Origin of the sequence: Mucilaginibacter gracilis, assembly GCF_003633615.1 — a bacterium.
Taxonomy (GTDB): domain Bacteria; phylum Bacteroidota; class Bacteroidia; order Sphingobacteriales; family Sphingobacteriaceae; genus Mucilaginibacter; species Mucilaginibacter gracilis.
Map to the genome: position 1 here is coordinate 1,315,521 of NZ_RBKU01000001.1, position 20,046 is coordinate 1,335,566.

Sequence of the window (20,046 nt, forward strand, 5' to 3'; positions counted from 1 at the left end):
TAGTTATTGGTAAAAAGGGTTTTGAACTAAATTTTTGTCAGCCAGCAGCTCATCGAGATTTATAGGTAGGTAATGGCTCCGCCTGTCTGAATACTTTCCAACGATCAATTGCACCTTATCTCCGGGGGCAATTTCACCTATCATATTAAGGATAAGGTCTATACGGGTATATTTATCACGTTTAGCATTCCGGAGTACGTCGAACCATCTTTTTCCTTCGAAAGCAAACTCGCGCCTCCGTTCTCTCAGTATATAATCGGCTACATCCTGAACATTGTTAGGGTCCGGGTTTTCTTCTGTGGCGGCTATGGCCCGGGCGCGGGCGCGGACGGTCTTAACGAGTGCCAAAGCACCAGTGGTATTATTTGAAAAGGTCAGGGCTTCTGCTTTCAGAAGCAGGATATCCGCGTACCGGTAAAAAAACCAATGTGCGTAGGATTCTCCGGGGGCTCTTAATGAACTGTTCCCTGGCGTTCCAGCAAACTTCCAGATGACATAATCTGTCGCTCGAACAGCCCCCCCATCTCCCCTGATGTCTTTATTCAGGGGATTGGGATCGTTGCCGTAGACTACGTCGGTCACCCTCGGGGCAGCTAAAAAATGCTTTCCACTCAGGTTGATAAACATCGTATAAAAAGGGTTCAGCAATTGGGCATCAAACTGGATCTCAAAAATGCTCTCATTCGAGTTTCCTGTAAAAAAAACCGTATTGAACCAATCTGCTTGTTTACTACCATCGATCAGCCCAAAATTACCGGAGTTGATTATCTTATCACAGGCTTTAATGCATTGTGTATAGTATTCCGGATGATCGCTTCCGGCCATCCATTTGAGCGGGAACATACCGGGTCGGATCTGTACCGGGATAGAAAACTGTCAACGTTTTAGCATTGCCATTGATGTCTTTTAATAGCGTAGGAAAAATCCCGTTTTTTATACCGTCGGCGGCTATGGTATTTCTTTCGACAATGTGGTATAGCAGGAAATTTATTACTTTTGCCTGGTCGAGGGTTGTTGTGGGGCTGAAGGTTGGCTGCCCCGTGACAGAGTTGCCGGGAAGAAGGTTGTTACGGACCGCCTGCATGATCGCGGCATTTGTAGGGATAAAAGCTGTATATTGCCCACCTACCGCAGCTCCGATGATGTCTTTGGTAAGTGGTATCCAAAGTGTTCCGCAATTAATCAGGTATTGGTAAAAGTAGTTGAAGTTAGCAGCCACTACAGGGTCTGTGGAAAGGCCGAGTCGTTCGATGCTCTGACCCAGTGTTTCCGTATTTTCTGCAAATTGCAGCAAGCCCTTGGTATAATAGACCCTTCCATTGAAGGCGGTTTTCACGCTGTCTATCGTCACAGCAGTTCCCTTCACAACGTTTCCTGCTGCAAAAACTTTGTTATTCTTAAATTTGACGTATTCCCCTCCAAAAGATTCAGCTATACCTTCCCCGGACAAATTATCGAACTGCCCGTAGGCGGTATAAAGTAGGGAATTTGCAGCTATTCTGGCCAGCCTTTCCTGTAATGCGCTGGTCGAGGGGGATGACCCAGACGCGTTCGGGTCAGTATACGTCCAAACAGATTGATCGGGAATATAATCATACCCTGCTTTTTTGACCTCGAGATCGGACATCATAAACAAGGTATATTTGAAGTTCGTGTTCGTCGAGCCAACTTTGAGATCTGTCTGACCAAATATCCTGGTCATCAGGCTGTATTTGGGGTCGAGGTAGGCTTTACCATACACAGTGCGAAAGACATTGGCCTGCTGGACCGCTTTTGTACCGTAAAAGTTTCCGTTACTCAACATTTTAGTATCGATGATGTCCGAAGCCACGAAGGTTGCAGATTGCACCTGAAGATTATTATTGCTGGTCAGAATATCTCTCGGCCAGATGGTAGAAAGCCACATATGTGCATTAATCAGGTCGGTTAAAACGCTTGGCGGAGCTGCGTCGAATGTGCCGAAATTGGCCAGGATATCTTTTTCGTAAGCCAGAAGCGCTGAGTTCTTGGGCACGACCATTGTCCACCCGTTTGCCTGGGCATCAGTTTGCGTAAGGGCGAGATAACCCTCATTGTTCGGTGCGAAGGCGAGCGTAGCCGGATAACTTTTAACATAAACAATATCCGATTTCCCCGTTAGCACTTTATACCGGCTCGTCAGTGCAATGTTAGCTGTGTAGATAGCGAGTTTATCCAGAAGCCGCATGAATTCACTATAATCCGGATTCTGAGAGATGTATTGATCTATGCTAGGTATCGGCGGGATAACTTTATCAATTTCATGCATAATGCCGTTCTCAGCCGGAATATCAGCGGTGATAACCTTGGCGCCGGCGACGTTAAAGCCGGTGAAGGTGGAGGTGGGATAAAAAGCATTATAGTCAGAAGCAGTAAGGGCATTTATCCCGAAATAGCCGCTCAAAAAATAAGGGATGTATTTGTTGTTATTATCGTTGGCCACGTAGGTCGCATTACGGTTGTTGGCCACAGAAACCCCGGAATGATTCGGGTCAACAAAAGTGAAGTCATAATAGGCAGTTTTCCTTCTGTAAGCATTGTCGGCAACAGCACCTTTCGCGGTCTGTAAAATCCCCAATTGGTCTTTTCGATAAGCATTGGCGACAAGACTATAGGTTATAATTCCGGCTGCTTTTGCTGAATCCAGAGCCGCCACGCCGCTGATACCATTTTCCTGGAAGTAACCTTGGAAAGCGTTGTCATTTGGCACAAAAAAGGTCCAATAACCCGCTGTACCCAAAATAGTTTTGTAACCCGCTTTGTCTATGAGGGCCAAGGCCGTGGTAAAGTTCCCTTTTTTCTGCAGTTCCTGGTAGATAGGTTGAGCCAAGCCATCAGGGCGGGCATAATAGTCGTCAAACATTTTTTTCTGACATGAGCTGAAAATGCTTGTCATGGCCAGTATACATACGATGGAGGTAATGTATTTATTCATAATATTTTATAAATTTTCAATAAATTATTGGGACGGTTAATTCTAACCGTGATTTACCTGGGGCAACCAGGAGATAGGAGTGTAAAGTTTTTACATATTTTTAAGCTTATGGATTGTGAATAATATTTGTTTTGACGACGGCCTCACTTTTTGATTCGCTGTATACCTTGATCGGGCTACAAAGCCGAGATCAAAAAATAAATGATCAATGCCTGCAGAATAGGTATAAACCTTTGCTGACCTCCGGGAGCGTTAATAACAGGGGTTTTGAAAGAGCGGATAATTTCTTCATAATTTTATTAAGTAAAAAGATTTCGCTCCAGGAAATTAGCATGACCGGAAGCCACTTTACAATTGGTTATTGTCACACAAATCTATTTGAAGTGATCTGCATGGGGTGAATAAAAATTAGTCTATTGCATTCAAAAATTGACCTTTATGAGTTTTAGAGCGTTTTAAAGGCTATTTAATGGGTTTCATTTAGAAAAAAAAAGATCATATTCCCTGAAGCCGTTCAAGTCGATATTTTTGTATTCTTGATGGAAAGATTAGGAGAAATAAAGATTTGGGGGCATCGACCGTAGTACTCCCCGGTGATTCTACATCGCCAACTTTATTTACTTTTAAGAAAACGTTTATTGATAAAGAGCTAAAGCCTCTGCGATGATTATTTTTGCCTCATAGAAAAAGGGTAGTTCGATGTTCGGAATTCATTTTCGTATTATCACGCTGTCTAAGACCCTTTATTGCAGGTTTTTTATATATTCAGACGGGTTTTGGCCGGAGTAATGCTTGAAACAGGTGCTGAAGTACGCTTGACTTTCGAATCCCACCCGGTAAGCGACCTCGGTAATACTTTGCTCTCCTGAATCAAAAAGTATTTTTGCTTTTCTAAGCCGCATTTCACGTAAGAATTCAACTGGGGCCATATTGGTCAGGCCCTTAAATTTCCGGTAAAATGGTGAGCGGCTCATATTCGCGTTAGCTGCCATAGATTCAATGCTCAGGGAGGGGTCTGACATTTCTGCACTGATAAATTGAATTATTTTGTTAAGGAATAATTCATCATGTGAGGTTATGAGAAGATCGCCTCTTTCTTTTTGCGCTGAATTAGGGCGGTTGAAAAGTTGCCAGAACATCCTGTTTCTTTGTTCCAGAAGATTGCTGACAGCAGCAAGCAGCATCTCGGTGCGGAAAGGCTTGGTCAGATATTGATCGGCACCAAAGTTCAAAGCATCGATCTTGTTTTCTACAGAAGCTTTTGCCGTTAGCAAAATAACCGGGATATGGCTCGTTTCGTTATGACTTTTTAATTTATCCAGCATGGTAATACCATCCATTACTGGCATCATGACATCAGATATGATCAGATCCGGATATAAATGCATGGCTTTGGAAAATCCTTCCTCCCCGTTTTCCGCTAACTCAATGCGATAATGCCCCCCAAGTTCCCCTGACAGAAAAACACGCAGGTCGGAGTTGTCGTCAACTAACAACAGTAATGGCGCTTTCAGAACTTTATAGCCCGTTTCCTGTGCCCTTCCTTTTTCCGTAGTATCTTGCTCCGGCGATTTAACCTCTGATATAGCTGTTTGCGTTCGCATCGTGCCCGGTTTTTTTTGGAACTGGCAGAGTTCTAAACTTGTTCCGAGTTCAATCGTAACGATCAGCCCATTTGTATCTGCACTATTTTCGGCATAAATCTTACCTCCGTGAAGTCGTACGAATTCACTGGAAACCGAAAGGCCGATCCCAGTACCTTTTAATTGTCCTGCTCCGCCTATTTGACCTTCGTAATAAAGCCGGAATATATCAGTAAGTTGCGTTTCATCGACACCGGGTCCCTCGTCACGGATGGCGATTGCGCATACAGATCCATTCTCTTTGAAATTGACCGAGATCTCTATCACTCCATCTTGAGGACTGTATTTCAGGGCGTTGGCAAGAATATTATAAAAAACTGTTTCCATCTTTTCTGGATCAGCGCAAATCTCCAAGACCAGGTTATCCGGGACTATGCTGAACCGGATATTTTTCTCACGAAAGGCCTCAGTAAAATAGCCGGCGACTTTATCGATCAGAGAAACCAGGCTGACGCGGGAAATATTTAACTGCGCGTTCCCTGTTTGCACTTTCCGTAAATCCAGTAACTGGCTGACGAACCTTTCCATACGCTCGGTATTCCTCTTGATGATCTCAATATACCTTCTTCCTCTTTCAGATAGGTCTTCCTTGGACAAGAGTGCTTCAACAGGGCTCATAATCAAAGTTAAAGGGGTGCGTAATTCATGCGAAATATTGGTAAAGAAATTCAGCTTTAGTTCCGTAAGCTCCTGTTCAACTTGTATGCGCTGGCGAAGTTTAAACATGGTCGAAATGATACGCCAGGTCATCCGCAGCAAGACCGCGATGAATAAGATGTAAGCTATTTTTGCCCATCCTGTTCGCCAGGGCGGTGGTAGGATCTTAACCGAAAGTTGTTTGAACGGTACTTCAAGATATTGATCCTGTCCCACCGTTTTAACCTGGAAAATATAGCTGCCGGGAGGTAGGTTTGAGTAGGTTGCCTTCCGCTGATTAGGATCGCTTTGTATCCAGACTGAATCCATGCCCAATAACCGATACGCGTAATTTTGCCTGTCCCCATTGCGATAGTCCAGGACATTGAAGGTAAAACTCAGGTCATCTTCGTCATATTTTAATACTAGTTCGGTCAAGTAGTTAATATCTGATTTCAAAACAGATTGCTTATGGTCCGAAATGTCAATATCTCTGCCATTCACCTGCAGGCCGGTTATAGCTATATGCGCATTGGTCTTGTGGTGACTGATCATTGCGGGATTGAAGGAAAGGTATCCCTGGAATTCTCCGAAGACTATGTTTCCACAAGGCTGTTTTAGGCAGGCACTTTCCGAAAAACCGAATTTTGGCAATCCCTCGATCGCGTAATAATTTTTGAAATGTTGTATTTCGGGATCAAATTGTGAAAGGCCCTTTTGGGTGGCCAGCCAAATTTTACCGAAATTATCTTCTACGCAACTTAGTGTAAAATCATTGGCCAACCCGTCCCCGATTGTATAGTTACGGAACTTTAACCCTTTCTGAGAATCCTTCCCGACCGCCCTGTCAAATCCGCCCCCGGCTGTGCATAGCCACATACGTTGCTGCCTGTCCTTTAATATGAACTGAATATCATTATTTCCTAAACTTTGCGGATCACCTGGTATTTTGTTGTATTCGAAAAACCGGTAGTCTTGGGGTTGTTCATCGGTAGCATCGACGATGAGTAAGCCGTCCGTGGTCCCCACCCATATGTTTCCTTTTGGACCGATCGCCAGGTGCCGGACTCCGTTATAAGCGCCCCTTGGGTGATTGGAAAACCCATTTCTGATGTTGTAAAACTTCGTTTTTCCTTTGATGCTCACCACTTGATTTAAACCGCCGCCTATTGTACCCGTCCAGATCCGTCCCTTCTCATCCTCCACAACGGAATACACAGCGTTACCACTAATACTGGTCGTGTCCTTTGGGTCGTTTGTATATTGGGCCAGGCGATACCTGGTATGATTCTGATCAAGTGGTTCTGCCTTAAAAAGTCCTTTGCCCTTAGTCCCGAGCCAGATATTTCCTTTCCGGTCTTCGCATATCGTATAAACCCAGCCAAGTCCGCCGGGGGGCTCATTGGTGAACATCCCTTGGATTTTTTTTCCCCCTTTGAAGACCGAAAGTTTTCTTTTAGTTGCGATCCATAGTCGCTGCTGATGATCAGAATATAAGGCTCGGACCTCATTTTCCGATTGTACATAGGTGTGGTCCACTAAAAGATGCTGATGGAAGTCATCATTTAGGATCACTACTTTTTCCAATCCCTTTTGGTCCGTATTCAACCATAGGATTCCCTCACTGTCGTAAAAGTGATGAACAACCCTATTGTTAAATCTATAGTCGTCAAATCGTGGATCGTTGTAGAAGCGATCAATTGTGCCTGTGGCCTCGTTATAATAACCGAAACCATGCCCTTTCATATTGACCCAAACTCTGCCATTTATATCTTCGAATACCTCGTATGGTGTACCCGTATTGATCAAAGAATAATCCGGCTGCGTGAAACGCCGGAGGTTGCCCCGCCAGGGGTCATACCGGAATACACCGTTCTCACTAGGTTCGAGCCACAAGCAGCCCGACTTGTCTTCCAAGATAGATAAGATCGGGTGCTGGTCGATTCTGACAGTTGCGCGAAGGCTCAGATCGGCCTTGTTTAGTATTATTAGCTCGCCTTTAGCCGTTGAGCAATATACTAAATCGCGTTTTGAGGCAAGACATACCGAATTTAATTGCATATCAGGTAAGATTTTCTTTTTAAGGAACCTCCCGTTCTGCTTATTATGAATGATTAAATAACCATCCTGTGTCGTGAAAGCGATATTGACTTTATCTTCTGCCACGGATTTGAAATTGCACTTGTTTAAAACATCAAGATCCAGGGGCTTGCTTGAATAATATCCAGAGGCGTCGGGCCTGAGTATTGATATACCGCCTACGGTTCCTATCCAGATTTTTCCCTGGTTGTCTATCCGGAAGAAATTAATCTTATCAGAAGGAAGATTAAAGCGCCCAACCTGATCCTGTGCATATCTGGTGATAACAGGTTCCGGCGATCCGGGTTTAGACAATGCGATAAGGCCTTGATCCGAACTCAAAAGCCAGACCAGGTTTTTTCCTGACGGCAGAATACCCGTACAGGAAAATCTTTTTCCCGCGACCTTTTTCAGTCTTTTCAATACATAAAGGAATTTTCCAGTTCTTTTATCAAATCTATAAACCTGATTGCCATCGGTTTTAACCCATAAATACCCGTTGTCATCTTCGACGATATCATTGATCCGGTTGCTGTTCAGGCTGGAACTGTCACCAGCATAAGATTTAAACGTGGTAAAAGTCTGCCCATCGAAACGGTTGATGCCATCCCAGGTACCGAACCACATAAATCCTTCCCTGTCTTTGATTATAGAGGTCACCTTGTCATGTGACAGGCCATCCTGGGTAGAATAATGGGTGATCCGGCATTTCAACTGGGCAAACGAAAAGCAAGGGGCAAAAATGCAGAATAGATGTAATATTGCAGTACATTTTATCCTGGATAAATTAAATTTTATAAGCATCCCGGAAAGTTAAGTCCTTGGTAAGATAGGTTTATTTTTAGCAGTTGAGACCCTATGTAATATACTGCAAACATTTGCTTTCATCTCTGTCTTCATAAAATTCGGCTCCTATTTGTGATAAGATTGACAATGTTGAGATTTATTTTATCTGATCTGAATTAGCTGGTATGACTCGCACAATTGTAGCCCATTTCGTTTAAAGGGATTGCCTGATAATGATCTTAAATGGGTTTATGATTTGGGCGGGCTTGTTTTCCAGTATCATTTTCGCGGTCATTTTCCCCATCGCTTCTAAATCAGTAGTAAGTACCGTAATACCGAGCAATTCTTTGAAGGGTGTATCATGGTAAGATATCAGTCCAATCTCGTTGCCGGCCAGCAGACCATTTTCTTTTATTTTCTTTAATAAAATGATGAGTTCCGATTCGTCCAGCGTCAGGTAAACTTCGCCTTTATACGGCCCATTTTTCTCCACCATATTCCTGATTTCCAAGCCAAGTGATGATTCAGTCGCAAATCGCATTAAGCCCTCGATGATTCCCTGCTGGTGGCCTGTTGAGGGGATGAGTAAAATCAGCTTTTCATACTTGGCCAAACGCGCCGAATTTTTTCTGAGCACATTTAAAATGTCGTTGGTATAATCTTGGCAAACAGAATAAGCTGGCTTGAAACCGGTTATGGTTTTGTCCAATAAAATAAGTTGGCTATCAGGCACTTTACGTAATGTGCTGATGCAAACACTTTCATTGATTCCCTCTCTGAACAAGGGAAGGATAACATAATAGTGGTATAAGCTGAGCGATTGGTCAATGATTTCATCCAGTAAAGCCAAATCACCATGATGGATCCTAAGGTCAACTTTTACCTTTGCCCCGAGCGATGAGACGATTGAATCAAAAACGATCTTTTTATGGGAACTGAGTTCATTAAAGATCAGAAGAACATTGATCGTTTTATTGGACTTGACATTAACGAAGTAACCTTTGCCTTTAACGGAGCTGATATAACCAGCTGTTCGCAAACGGGTATAGGCCTTTTCAATGGTATCTCTCGCTACGCCGTATTGTCTACTGTAAGTATTGATGGAAAGCAGTTGCTGATTCCTTTTATACACACCCTTTTCAATATCCCGGCTTATAGTCATCACAATTTGCTCTACCAGTGGCACAGTATTATTATAATTGATCTTTGCTTTAGCCATTTCATATGATAAAACATACCGACAGTTTTAATTCCAATTGAAAGCATTCACGCCTTGATTTTTTAAGTCCGGCGAAAAGTATAGATAACTGCTTGTTTCGAATCTGAATTATAACCAGATCGGTATTTTTGGTTTTATTTGGATGGGATAATATTGAAAAATTCCCTTTACTAATATAGCGAGAGATTCGCTATATATACAAATAATTTTAAAAAATCGGTTGCAAATTGCGTGTATTATAAAAAATAATTGATAAATATATAAAATTAATAATTTAAGTGGAACAATATTGAATATTTGATCAAACATAAAGGACGATTTGGGGCAGTCCGATAAGATTCTTGATAAAAGAATTAGGGTAAAATTTTCGTTTGTTACCTATTTTTAGTCCATTACCGGGATTTTTAATTACTATAATTTTCTTTTTTTTATTAAACCCCGTTCCTAAACATATAAAAGTAGCAAATCATCGACCTTAATCCACTGCCTAACTATAGGTTAATGAAATGGTTATTCCCGGCAGATAATGAAGAGATCGAATTAAAGAGTAAATCCTTCCGTTGTAATATAGGACAATGAATCGAAATATCTTAACCGGCAATTATGATTTCAATTTCTTGATTGCGGAACATGTCCTTATGCTTTTCCTCGATACCGCTGTCTGTAATAATGTAGCTGATGAGTGATAGGGCACCGAGGCTTGCAAAAGCGCTTTTCCCGAACTTAGTTGAATCTGCCACAAGATAAGTGGTCTCAGCCGCATCTATCATTGCTTTTTTTACGACGATATCGCTGATACTTGGATATGTTAAACCAGATTTTAAGGAAAGTCCTGCTGTAGCCAGAAACAACTTTTGGATATTAATGCCTTTAAAAAAATCTGCCGCTTTTTGGCCTGTAAGCGATAAAGTTGGGGGTTTAAATTCACCTCCGGTCATGATCACCTCAATGCCAGGTTCTGCGCCTAACATCAACGCTATATTCAAAGCATTAGTAATGACAGTTACCTTCCGATTTCCTTTAAGTTTCCGGGCAATTTCTGTGGTAGTTGAACCGGAATCCAGAATTATAGTATCCCCATTTTGAATAAATTCAAGACATTTGATCGCAATAATTTCTTTCTTATCCAGATTCTCATGGTTAGCTAATGAAAATGAACTAACCTGGTCCTGAATATTCTTCAAATAAGCTCCGCCATGCTCTTTAACTAGCAAGCCTTCTTTCTCCAGCTTTTCTAAATCCTGCCGAATGGTAACTTCCGTAACTTTAAAGATTTTTGCCAGATTGATTACTTTTGCGGTGCCATCTTCCTGAAGTAATTCCAGAATTTTTTCACGACGTTGATATGCGAGCATTTTAAATAATTATAAATACTGACAAAAATAACATAAAAACGAAGTAAAAGAAAGGGCTAGATTTCTCCAGCCCTTTCTTTTACCTTAATTGTATCCTGGGTTTTGCGTAAAGACGTCTTTATTCGTAGTCGGGTCAAGCTGGCTGGCCTGTGGTATAGGCCTGACCAGATGATAAGATTTAAAATTTGCCGCAGCATCGGGATTCATTGTCTGGATTCTGCTGGCTAACTTACCCGTCCTTTTCAGATCGAACCATCTTAACTGTTCTCCGCCCAACTCTCTAGCTCTTTCATCCAAAATGAAATCAATCGAAACTTGAGCTGGTGTGATCTGCATTTGTGCTACTTTTCCGGGCTTAGCAGCACGGGTTCTGATTACGTTAATATAAGTAGCAGCAGTGCCCGGATCTCCAAGATTAAACTTCGCTTCGGCTGCAACAAGGTACATTTCTGCTAGTCTTATTACAAAGACATCTCTTGCACTTTGAGCTTCAGCAACGCTAGCGCGCGTTGAATCTTTGAACTTTGATAAAGAAATGACAAACTTACGTTGAATCGGTATGCTTGTGGCCATATCGTAAACTTTTGGAAGATCATAAGTGATATATTTTTTGCTTTGCGATGCTAAGGGAATAGTAGCATTTGGAGTATAACAAATAGTATCTCCAACTTTAATAGCGTTACCGTTATAGTTTCCTGCTTTGTTAGCATACCATACGTTCTGGAACGAACCACTGTAACGGGAATCGTTCGCTTGATCGAACAAATTCAGATAAGCCAGTGTCGGCATATATCGATTAAAGGGACGGCCGTTTGGAATATCGCGGGCAAGCAAAGCAGAGTTGACCTGATCGTAAACCATTAGATACATCATGTGCCCGTTATTGGATCCGCGATAATGACCATAGGGATAGGTTGATGAACTTAAATCGTTATTAGCCAAATTGGTAGAGTAGTCAATTGCCCATATGACTTCTTTGTTTTTGAGATTGCCCATGTTCCATAGGTCAACAAACCGGGGTTGCAGCGCATAACCGTAGTTTTTTATGACATCATCCGCCAAGGCGAAAGCTTCAGCATTCATACCTCTTGTTAAGTACATGCGGGCTAAGAACGCTTTGGCAACCGGAATCGTCGCACGGCCGTAATCTGTCGTACTTACAGGTAAATTTGCCACAGCAAATTTTAGGTCAGTAAATATCTGCGTATAAAATGTTTCAACAGGTGTTCTGTTAGCCGTTGTAACTGCTCCGTCGGTAGGTGTGGTCGTAAAGTTTACACCTCCCCACGTTTCTACGATATGCCAATAATAAAATGCCCTTAGGAATCGTAATTCTGCTTCCCTGGTCGTTTTTTGAGCTGCAGTATAATCCGTGACGTTACCGATACCGGCAATGCCGGTATTACACAAATTTACCCCTGCATAAAGATTGTTCCACAATAATGGCAGCGGGTCAGCTGTCCCTTGTAAATTGTAATATTGCGTGAACATAGGATATGGGTCCCCTGCTCCACTTGTCCAGATATCTGTTCCCATTTCTGCTGCAAGATAGCCTTCTTCCTTACCATACCAAAACCTGGAAAAAGTATACGCTGCATTAACCAATGTTTCAAAGCCTACTGCCTTGGTATAAAATGTAGAAGCCGTAAAACCACTTGGATTATATTCGTCAAGTTTCTTTGTGCATGAGCTAAACATCAATATGCCAGCCAAAAGGATTAAAATCCCGCTATAAATAATTTTTTTCATGATGCTCTGATTAATAATTTTTATAATGAAACATTAAGACCTGCCAAAAATAATTTAGTTAACGGCCTGTCGAAAGATCCACCGCCTTCAGGATCGTAGTCTTTAATTTTAGAAAAGGTTAGAAAATTTTTAGCGCTTATATATAACCTTAAATTAGAAACATGAAGGGCTTTGGTTATCCCCGGTGAGAAATTATAACCCAGGCTTGCACTTCTTATTTTCACGAATGATCCATCTTTGTAACCTAGAGTAGAAGCAAATGGAGTAGCTGATTTAGAGATATTCGCATTCGGCCTAGGATAGTCATTTGTTGGATTTTCAGGAGTCCAATAATCAACATTAGCGCCGTTTTCTATTGCATTCGGTTCATATTTTAATGCGTATTGTGAAACGAACATCTGACCAATTCTTCCATAAACTAATACGTTCAAATCAAAGCTCTTGTATTTAAAATCATTGCTGAATCCAAAACTATATTTTGGGACAGCTGAACCGAGCACAACCCGGTCTCCGGCGGCAGTGATTGTCCCGCTACCGTCAATATCGGCGACTTTGATATCGCCGGGCTTATAGCCGTAAACGGCAGCCTGAGCAGCTTCCGATGTCTGCCAGATGCCTAGCTTTTGGTAATCGAAATAGGAAACCACAGGATAGCCTATAAACCAGTTATTGCCTAAGTCGTTTACGCCGTTAGGCAAATAGGTAATACGTTCTTTATTACGAGTATAGGTAATATTTGACGACCAGGAGAATTTATTTGTTTTGATATTATTGGTTCGTACGGTAAGCTCAATACCTGTATTCCGGCTCCTGCCCACATTAGCCAATGTTGTAAGGGCTCCTGTCGAAGACGGAAGCTTCTGACTCAATAACAAGTCCCGGGTTTGAGAGTCATAATAATCGATACTTCCAGAAATTCTATCCCGGAATACACCAAAATCTATCCCCGCATTTAATGTTCCCGTCAACTCCCACTTTAATTTTTGATTTCCGATGTTGGGGTCCAGTTCATAGGCCAGTGCGGTGATATCATTATAAGAATAGGGCACTAAGATCAGACCACTTTGGGTTTGATAGGGTTTAACAGCTGCATTACCAGCTACGCCATAACTTAAACGTGCCTTTAACTCGGATACTACGCTTTGGCTTTTCATAAATGGTTCGTCAATAATTCTCCAGGCAGCTGCTGCAGAAGGAAAGAATGCCCATTTATTTCCTTTGGCTAAAACCGATGAACCATCAGCTCGCCCTGTCAGGGTCAACAAATATCTTTCTTTGAAAGAATAATTTAAGCGCAATGCCCCCGATTCAAGATTTTGCCCAACATAATTACTTGATATCTTGAGATTGGCAGGATTGTTTTGTAAGGCATAGAAAGATTGGTCTGATAACAATTGTCCCGTACCTGACGCCGATGCCTGATCTGAAACGCTTGATTGGTAACTGGTTACACCCGTTAACGTAAAGTTATGATGGTTTATTTTTCTCTGGTAGGTAATAATATTCTCCCATATTAAATTATTATCGGTTGAATTGGTTTCAGAAGAAAGAGAACCCGATGAAAGCGCCCGGTTTAATGTATTGGTACCTTCGAAATGCCCATTTCTTGAACTGGACAAAGTCACACCTAAATTCGACCGTATGGTAAGGCCGTCTGCCGGTTTCCATTCCGCGTAGGCAGTGGAAAGCAAATGTGTTATATTATTTTTATTAACATATTGCCCTGCCTCCTCATCATAAAGCGGGTTAACCTGATTTCCGTTACCCGGAAACTTAGCCAGACTGCCGTCCGCACTGTAGGGATTAAAATATGGAATGATCTTGTTAGCGACAGACAATACGTTATCACTTCTTAAATTTTGATCGTAATAAGCAAGCTGACTTTGTAAGCCAACTTTAAAATCCTTAAAAAGTTCATGATCAACATTTAAACGCAGGCTGTAACGGCTCGAATAATCATTGGTATACAAACCTTTTTCTTTGAAATAGTCAAAAGAAAAGTAAGCTTTTGTTTTATCATTGCCGCCTGAAACACTGGCATTATAGTCCTGTTGCGAGCCTTTATGCAAAAAATATCCCGGCCAATAATAAGAATCGCCGTTTTGAACTGCTGCAAGATCCCCGGAACTTGTAAAAACTTTCGGGTCGTCGGCTGTCGAATTCCAGGTACCTATAGTGCGATAGCCCTCCCGTTTCAAATTGGCGTATTGAGGACCTGTCATCGGCACAGGATAACCGGTAATCTCGCTGACGCCGTAATAGCTTCCTGCACTTACCTTCGGCTTACCTTCACCCCCTCTTTTAGTGGTGATAATAATAACTCCGTTTGCACCACGTGAACCGTAAATCGCTGTAGAAGATGCATCCTTCAAAAATTCCATGGATGCGATGTCGTTTTGGTTTATATCTTCATAGTTAGAATAAATGATTCCATCGACGATGTATAAAGGGCTGTTACTGGCATTTAATGAGCGGTTTCCTCTAACCGTTACACCGACTCCGGCTCCGGCTGCGCCGCTAGTCCGGGTAATATCCACGCCAGCAACCTTCCCCTGTAAGGCCTCCATAGGGTTGGATGCTGCAACTTTTGTAATTTCGTCACCTTTAACGGAAACGACAGATCCGGTAAGGTCTCTTTTACGAACTGTTCCATATCCAACGATAATTACTTGTTCTAAAGATTTCACAGAGGGTGTCAATGTGATTTTGAGTGTTGTTTTACCACCAATACTTTGTTCAAGTGGTTCATATCCAATAAAACTGTATACTAATATAGCTCCCATTCCAGGTACGTTGATGGAGAAGTTTCCGCCTACATCAGTTGCAACTCCATTGCTTGTACCCTTTAGCTTGACAGATACACCGGGAAGGGGGGCCCCTTTTTCATCCAACACAATTCCGGCTATTCTAATCAACTGTTTAGCATTTGCGGATGTTTGCGCCACTGATTGTTTGGGAAGAACAAACAGCAGCATTTGCGAAAGTAAAATGCATGTTAGTAAGTTTTTGATTGATCTCATAAGTTTAATTTTGGTTCACTTGAAATAACTTTAGTTTTATTGTTACAAACATAAGTAATCGTAAACCCAACAAATGCAACCGATTGTATTTTTTAGAATTATAAAAAAAATCAAGAAATTGTCTGCTTAAATGATAAATAATGAGTGGATAATTTATCAGAAAAGAAAAAAATAAAGACAAAAGCAGACTTAAATAGCTAAAAACTTCCAAAATATGAAACTCTTAGTCCCATTTAAATTTGTCAGTATTTATCTATTTCTTCTTTTATTTTCTATTTTAGCCCTGTAAATGATTATAATGGTATTTACAAGTTGCATAAACATCAAAAAAACTATTCAACCCGAACTATACTGAACCGCGTTGTTCAGATTTTTACAAAACGATCAGAAATATTAAAAATATGAGTAATAAAGCAACATTAGGGGTAATTATAGGTAATCGTGATTTTTTTCCGGACAGGTTGGTTTCTGAAGCCCGTGCCGATATTATTGCCCTTTTTACCCAACTGAACATTAATGCCATTATGCTGGGCGATACCGAATCAAAACTTGGCGGTGTTGAAACCTTTAAAGATGCCCAGAAATGTGCCGATTTATTCAAAAAACATCGTGAAGAGATTACAGGTATCATGGTATTCCTGCCAAATTTTGGCGATGAAAAAGGTGTTGCAGATACCATTAAATTGTCAGGATTAAACGTTCCGGTGCTGATTCAGGCCTACCCCGATGATCTGAATAAACTGGATGTAGCACGCCGCCGCGATTCATGGTGCGGTAAAATTTCGGTTTGCAACAACCTTTACCAGTACGGCATCAAATACACCCTAACCGATGATCACGTCACTCATCCGAGCGACCCCCAATTTATCGCCAACCTAAAAGATTTTGTGGCCATTTGCCGCGTAGTTAAAGGTTTACGCAGTGTTCGCATTGGCGCTATTGGTGCCAGGCCGGGAGCTTTTAATACCGTTCGCTACAGCGAGAAGATATTACAGCGTAACGGCATTACCGTAACCACTGCCGACCTGAGTGAGATTTTAGGCAAAGCCGACAAGTTAACGGCAGAACACCCCGAAGTACAGGCGCACTTAAATAAGATAAATGCTTATGCGCCTAAAGGCCTCACGCCCGACGATGCGATGATACAAATAGCCAAACTGGACGTAGTGCTTAACCAGTTTATGGACGAGCATGCATTGGATGCAACAGCCATACAATGCTGGACATCGCTACAGCAAAATTACGGCTGCAACGTTTGTACCAGCATGAGCATTATGAGCGAGAATATGCTGCCAAGTGCCTGCGAGGTTGATGTTACCGGAACATTAACCATGTATGCCATGCAACTGGCATCGGGTTCGCCAAGTGCGCTGGTAGATTGGAATAACAACTATGCTGATGACCCTAATAAATGTGTGCTGTTTCATTGCGGTAACTGGGCAAAATCTTTTCTGCCGGATATTCAGATCAGCACCGCCCCTATTTTGGGTACTACCGTTGGTGTAGAAAATACTTACGGCGCTCTGGATGGCCGCACCCCGGCATCGCCGTTAACCTACGGCCGAATCAGTACCGATGATCCTAAAGGCATCATCAAAGTTTACCTTGGCGAAGGCGAACTGACCGACGACGCGTTAAACACCTTTGGTAACCGCGCTGTAGCGGAGATACCTGATCTGCAAAGTTTGATGCAATACGTTTGCCGCAACGGTTTTGAGCACCACGTGGTAATGAACGCTTCAAAAACAGCCGGCATATTAAAAGAGGCATTAGGCAATTACATGGGCTGGGAAATTTACGAACACAAGTAAAATGACAGACAAAGAGTTAAAAGAAAAATCAGTTGGGTATCGTAAAAAGATCCTCAAATATATTGTAGGCGCCAATGCCGGGCACACGGGTGGCAGCCTATCGTGCATTGATGTGTTGAACGTTTTGTATAACGATGTGCTGAATGTGAGTCCGGATAATTTTACTTCGCCGGATCGCGACCGTTACATCCAGAGCAAGGGCCATTGTGTTGAAGCGCTTTTTGTGGTACTGGCCGACAAAGGCTTCTTCCCGGAAACGGATCTTGAAACATTATGCAAATATAAATCCCATTACATAGGCCATCCTACTAAAAAGGTACATGGCGTTGAGCAAAATACAGGCGCTTTGGGGCACGGGTTACCAATTGCTGCCGGTGTTGCGCTTGCCGCGAAACTGGATAAAAAAGACTATCGTGTTTTTACCCTTTTGGGGGACGGTGAACTGCCCGAAGGTTCAAACTGGGAGGCGGCTTTAACAGCTTCGCATTACAAGTTGGATAACCTTTGCGCCATCATCGATAACAATAAACTGCAAATTACAGGTACTAATGCCGAGGTATGTAATACTGACCCGCTTGACGCCAAGTTTGAAAGCTTTGGATGGGCCGTAAAACAGGTTGACGGACACGATATTCATGCGTTGCGCGAGGCATTTGCCAGTATGCCTTTTGAGCCGGGAAAACCTAACCTGATTATAGCCCATACCATTAAAGGTAAAGGCATCAGCTTTATGGAAAACTCGGTAAAGTGGCACCACGGTGTACCTAACCACGAACAATATCAAAGCGCCATGACCGAACTGGATGTGGCACTCACCAACATTTAATACCACGAACTTGGGAACAGTTATAAAAAATACTTCGGCTAACGCCAAACCAAACCAGGATGTTTTTGCGGCTACCTTATTAAAGCTTGCCGAAACTGATAAAGATATTATTGCCGTTACCAGCGATTCGCGCGGTTCGGGCAAGCTGGTTGCATTCGGGCAGCAATTGCCCGAGCAGATTGTAGAGATAGGCATTGCCGAGCAAAACCTGGTAGGCGTTGCCGCCGGATTGGCTTCGGCAGGTAAAAAAGCATTCGCGGTATCACCAGCTTGTTTTTTAACCGCTAGAGCTTTGGAGCAGATCAAAAACGATGTTTGTTACTCAGATAATCCTGTAAGGTTAATTGGCATTAGCGCCGGTGTAAGTTACGGAGCATTGGGAACAACGCACCACAGTCTGCACGATTTTGCCGTACTGCGCGCCATCAATAATATTACCATTGTAGTACCTGCCGATAATTTTGAAACCGAGCAAGCTGTAAAATTGGCTGCACAAAGCACCAAGCCAGTTTACCTGCGCTTCGGTAAAAAACCAATGCCTCTTTTAACCGAAGATGAGAATATTGGTTTTGAGTTTGGCAAAGGCAGGGTGGTGAAAAATGGCGGCGATATAACAATCATCGCCAACGGCGAAACCGTTTACCCAGCCCTGTTAGCCGCGCAAAAGCTGGAAGAATCGGGCATATTGGCAACGGTAGTGAGCATGCATACCATTAAACCTTTAGACGTAACATTGATTGCACAGTTAGCTTCTGAAACAAAAGCCATTATAACGGTGGAGGAGCACATGATCAATGGCGGTTTAGGTGAGGCCTGCGCATCCTACTTATTACAAAGTGGACACAAAAAGCCTTTTAAAATCATGGGCATCCCTGACGAGTACACCGTTACGGGCTCTCAGGTTGAGATATTGAACCACTACGGAATTTCGGCAGATGGGATTGCCGATCAAGCCATTAAACTACTATCATAAGGAAACTGATAAACAAAGAAGAATACCAATAATGAAACTTAGATTATATCATTTGAATGAGAAGATTAACACTGTTATTGTTATTTATGCTGGCTTTTGCCGGCTGTAAGGATAATTCAAAATCGGCCAAAGCCAAAAAGGTAGCGGTTATTGTATCTACACTCAATAATCCCTGGTTTGTGTTTTTAGCGCAAACAGCTTCGGCGCAAGCTAAAAGTTTGGGTTACGAAACCAAGATCTTTGATTCGCAAAACAACACCGCTACCGAAACCGATAACTTTGAAAATGCCATCGCCGCTGGCTATGGCGCTATCCTGTTCAATCCTACAGATGCCAATGGCTCTGTAGTCAATGTAAATAAAGCCAAAGCAGCCGGTGTAGCAGTTTTTTGCATGGACAGGGAGGTGAACTCTGCCACCGGACCAACATCGCAGATCTTATCTGATAGTTATTCAGGCTGTGTGAACCTTGGTAAATACTTTGTGAAGCAAATGCGCAAAAAAGGCAAATATGTTGAGATACTAGGCATTGTTGCCGATAACAACACCTGGAATCGCTCTAAAGGATTCCACAGCGTGGTTGATTATTACCCCGGCTTACAAATGGTAGCCCAGCAAAGTGCCGATTTTGACCGCAATAAAGGTCTGGAAGTAATGGAATCCATCTTACAGGCACACCCTGATATCGATGGTGTGTTCTGCGGGAACGATGCCATGGCCATGGGTGCCTACCAGGCTTTAGCTGCAGCAGGCAAAGCTAACAAAGTAAAAGTAATGGGTTTTGATGGCGCTGAAGATGCTATACAAGGCATTAAGGATGGAAAGATATTGGCTACCGCGATGCAGTTCCCTAAGGTGATGGCGCAAACTGCTGCCAATTACGCCGATGAATATTTTAAGGGTAAGCGAGACTTCCCGAAAAAGATTCAGGTTGGAGTAGAGATGGTAACCGGTAAAAACGTATCTGATTACATAGCCTACGGTAAAAAGAATTAAG

The 20,046-nt window shown here is 42.4% G+C and carries 11 protein-coding genes; 4 read left to right on the forward strand and 7 right to left on the reverse strand.

The features are described from left to right. Positions 1-3 precede the first annotated feature (3 nt). The 7 genes from BDD43_RS05600 to BDD43_RS05630 all read right to left on the reverse strand — a co-directional run bounded on the left by BDD43_RS05600 (position 4) and on the right by BDD43_RS05630 (position 15,440). The gene (locus BDD43_RS05600) at positions 4-843 is read right to left on the reverse strand and encodes a RagB/SusD family nutrient uptake outer membrane protein (protein WP_121196775.1); all 840 of its coding nucleotides are present in this window, start codon (positions 841-843) and stop codon (positions 4-6) included. After that, complete coding sequence (locus BDD43_RS05605; protein WP_121196776.1) at positions 782-2,953, reverse strand: fasciclin domain-containing protein; 2,172 nt, start codon at positions 2,951-2,953, stop codon at positions 782-784. Before BDD43_RS05605 ends, BDD43_RS05600 begins: the two co-directional genes overlap by 62 nt. A gap of 743 nt (positions 2,954-3,696) precedes the next feature. After that, positions 3,697-8,115 (reverse strand): hybrid sensor histidine kinase/response regulator transcription factor, encoded by a 4,419-nt coding sequence (locus BDD43_RS05610; RefSeq protein ID WP_008507895.1) that lies wholly within the window; start codon positions 8,113-8,115, stop codon positions 3,697-3,699. A 196-nt stretch (positions 8,116-8,311) separates the two neighbouring features. Beyond that, positions 8,312-9,316, reverse strand: coding sequence for a GntR family transcriptional regulator (locus BDD43_RS05615; protein ID WP_008507896.1), 1,005 nt, complete (start codon positions 9,314-9,316; stop codon positions 8,312-8,314). Positions 9,317-9,906: 590 nt separating this feature from the next. Then, the gene (locus BDD43_RS05620; protein WP_008507897.1) at positions 9,907-10,671 is read right to left on the reverse strand and encodes a DeoR/GlpR family DNA-binding transcription regulator; all 765 of its coding nucleotides are present in this window, start codon (positions 10,669-10,671) and stop codon (positions 9,907-9,909) included. 84 nt (positions 10,672-10,755) lie between these two features. Next, positions 10,756-12,420: a RagB/SusD family nutrient uptake outer membrane protein gene (locus BDD43_RS05625; protein WP_121196777.1), complete on the reverse strand. Its 1,665-nt coding sequence runs from the start codon at positions 12,418-12,420 to the stop codon at positions 10,756-10,758. A gap of 20 nt (positions 12,421-12,440) precedes the next feature. Continuing rightward, positions 12,441-15,440, reverse strand: coding sequence for a SusC/RagA family TonB-linked outer membrane protein (locus tag BDD43_RS05630; RefSeq protein WP_008507899.1), 3,000 nt, complete (start codon positions 15,438-15,440; stop codon positions 12,441-12,443). A 401-nt stretch (positions 15,441-15,841) separates the two neighbouring features. Between BDD43_RS05630 and BDD43_RS05635 the strand changes: the two genes are divergently transcribed. From BDD43_RS05635 to BDD43_RS05650, 4 genes are read left to right on the forward strand one after another with little or no spacing between them, the layout of a single operon-like run. Further along, the gene (locus BDD43_RS05635) at positions 15,842-17,251 is read left to right on the forward strand and encodes an L-fucose/L-arabinose isomerase family protein (RefSeq protein WP_008507900.1); all 1,410 of its coding nucleotides are present in this window, start codon (positions 15,842-15,844) and stop codon (positions 17,249-17,251) included. A gap of 1 nt (position 17,252) precedes the next feature. Beyond that, the gene (locus tag BDD43_RS05640; protein ID WP_008507901.1) at positions 17,253-18,077 is read left to right on the forward strand and encodes a transketolase; all 825 of its coding nucleotides are present in this window, start codon (positions 17,253-17,255) and stop codon (positions 18,075-18,077) included. 10 nt (positions 18,078-18,087) lie between these two features. Then, positions 18,088-19,050 (forward strand): transketolase family protein, encoded by a 963-nt coding sequence (locus BDD43_RS05645; protein WP_008507902.1) that lies wholly within the window; start codon positions 18,088-18,090, stop codon positions 19,048-19,050. A gap of 56 nt (positions 19,051-19,106) precedes the next feature. Continuing rightward, positions 19,107-20,045 (forward strand): D-ribose ABC transporter substrate-binding protein, encoded by a 939-nt coding sequence (locus tag BDD43_RS05650; RefSeq protein ID WP_008507903.1) that lies wholly within the window; start codon positions 19,107-19,109, stop codon positions 20,043-20,045. The last annotated feature ends 1 nt before the right edge of the window (position 20,046 follow it).

Coding starts and splice junctions, on each gene's coding strand:
- BDD43_RS05600 (WP_121196775.1), bottom strand. CDS start 843: ATGTTCCCGCTCAAATGGATGGCCGGAAGCGATCATCCGGAATACTAT.
- BDD43_RS05605 (WP_121196776.1), bottom strand. CDS start 2,953: ATGAATAAATACATTACCTCCATCGTATGTATACTGGCCATGACAAGC.
- BDD43_RS05610 (WP_008507895.1), bottom strand. CDS start 8,115: ATGCTTATAAAATTTAATTTATCCAGGATAAAATGTACTGCAATATTA.
- BDD43_RS05615 (WP_008507896.1), bottom strand. CDS start 9,316: ATGGCTAAAGCAAAGATCAATTATAATAATACTGTGCCACTGGTAGAG.
- BDD43_RS05620 (WP_008507897.1), bottom strand. CDS start 10,671: ATGCTCGCATATCAACGTCGTGAAAAAATTCTGGAATTACTTCAGGAA.
- BDD43_RS05625 (WP_121196777.1), bottom strand. CDS start 12,420: ATGAAAAAAATTATTTATAGCGGGATTTTAATCCTTTTGGCTGGCATA.
- BDD43_RS05630 (WP_008507899.1), bottom strand. CDS start 15,440: ATGAGATCAATCAAAAACTTACTAACATGCATTTTACTTTCGCAAATG.
- BDD43_RS05635 (WP_008507900.1), top strand. CDS start 15,842: ATGAGTAATAAAGCAACATTAGGGGTAATTATAGGTAATCGTGATTTT.
- BDD43_RS05640 (WP_008507901.1), top strand. CDS start 17,253: ATGACAGACAAAGAGTTAAAAGAAAAATCAGTTGGGTATCGTAAAAAG.
- BDD43_RS05650 (WP_008507903.1), top strand. CDS start 19,107: ATGAGAAGATTAACACTGTTATTGTTATTTATGCTGGCTTTTGCCGGC.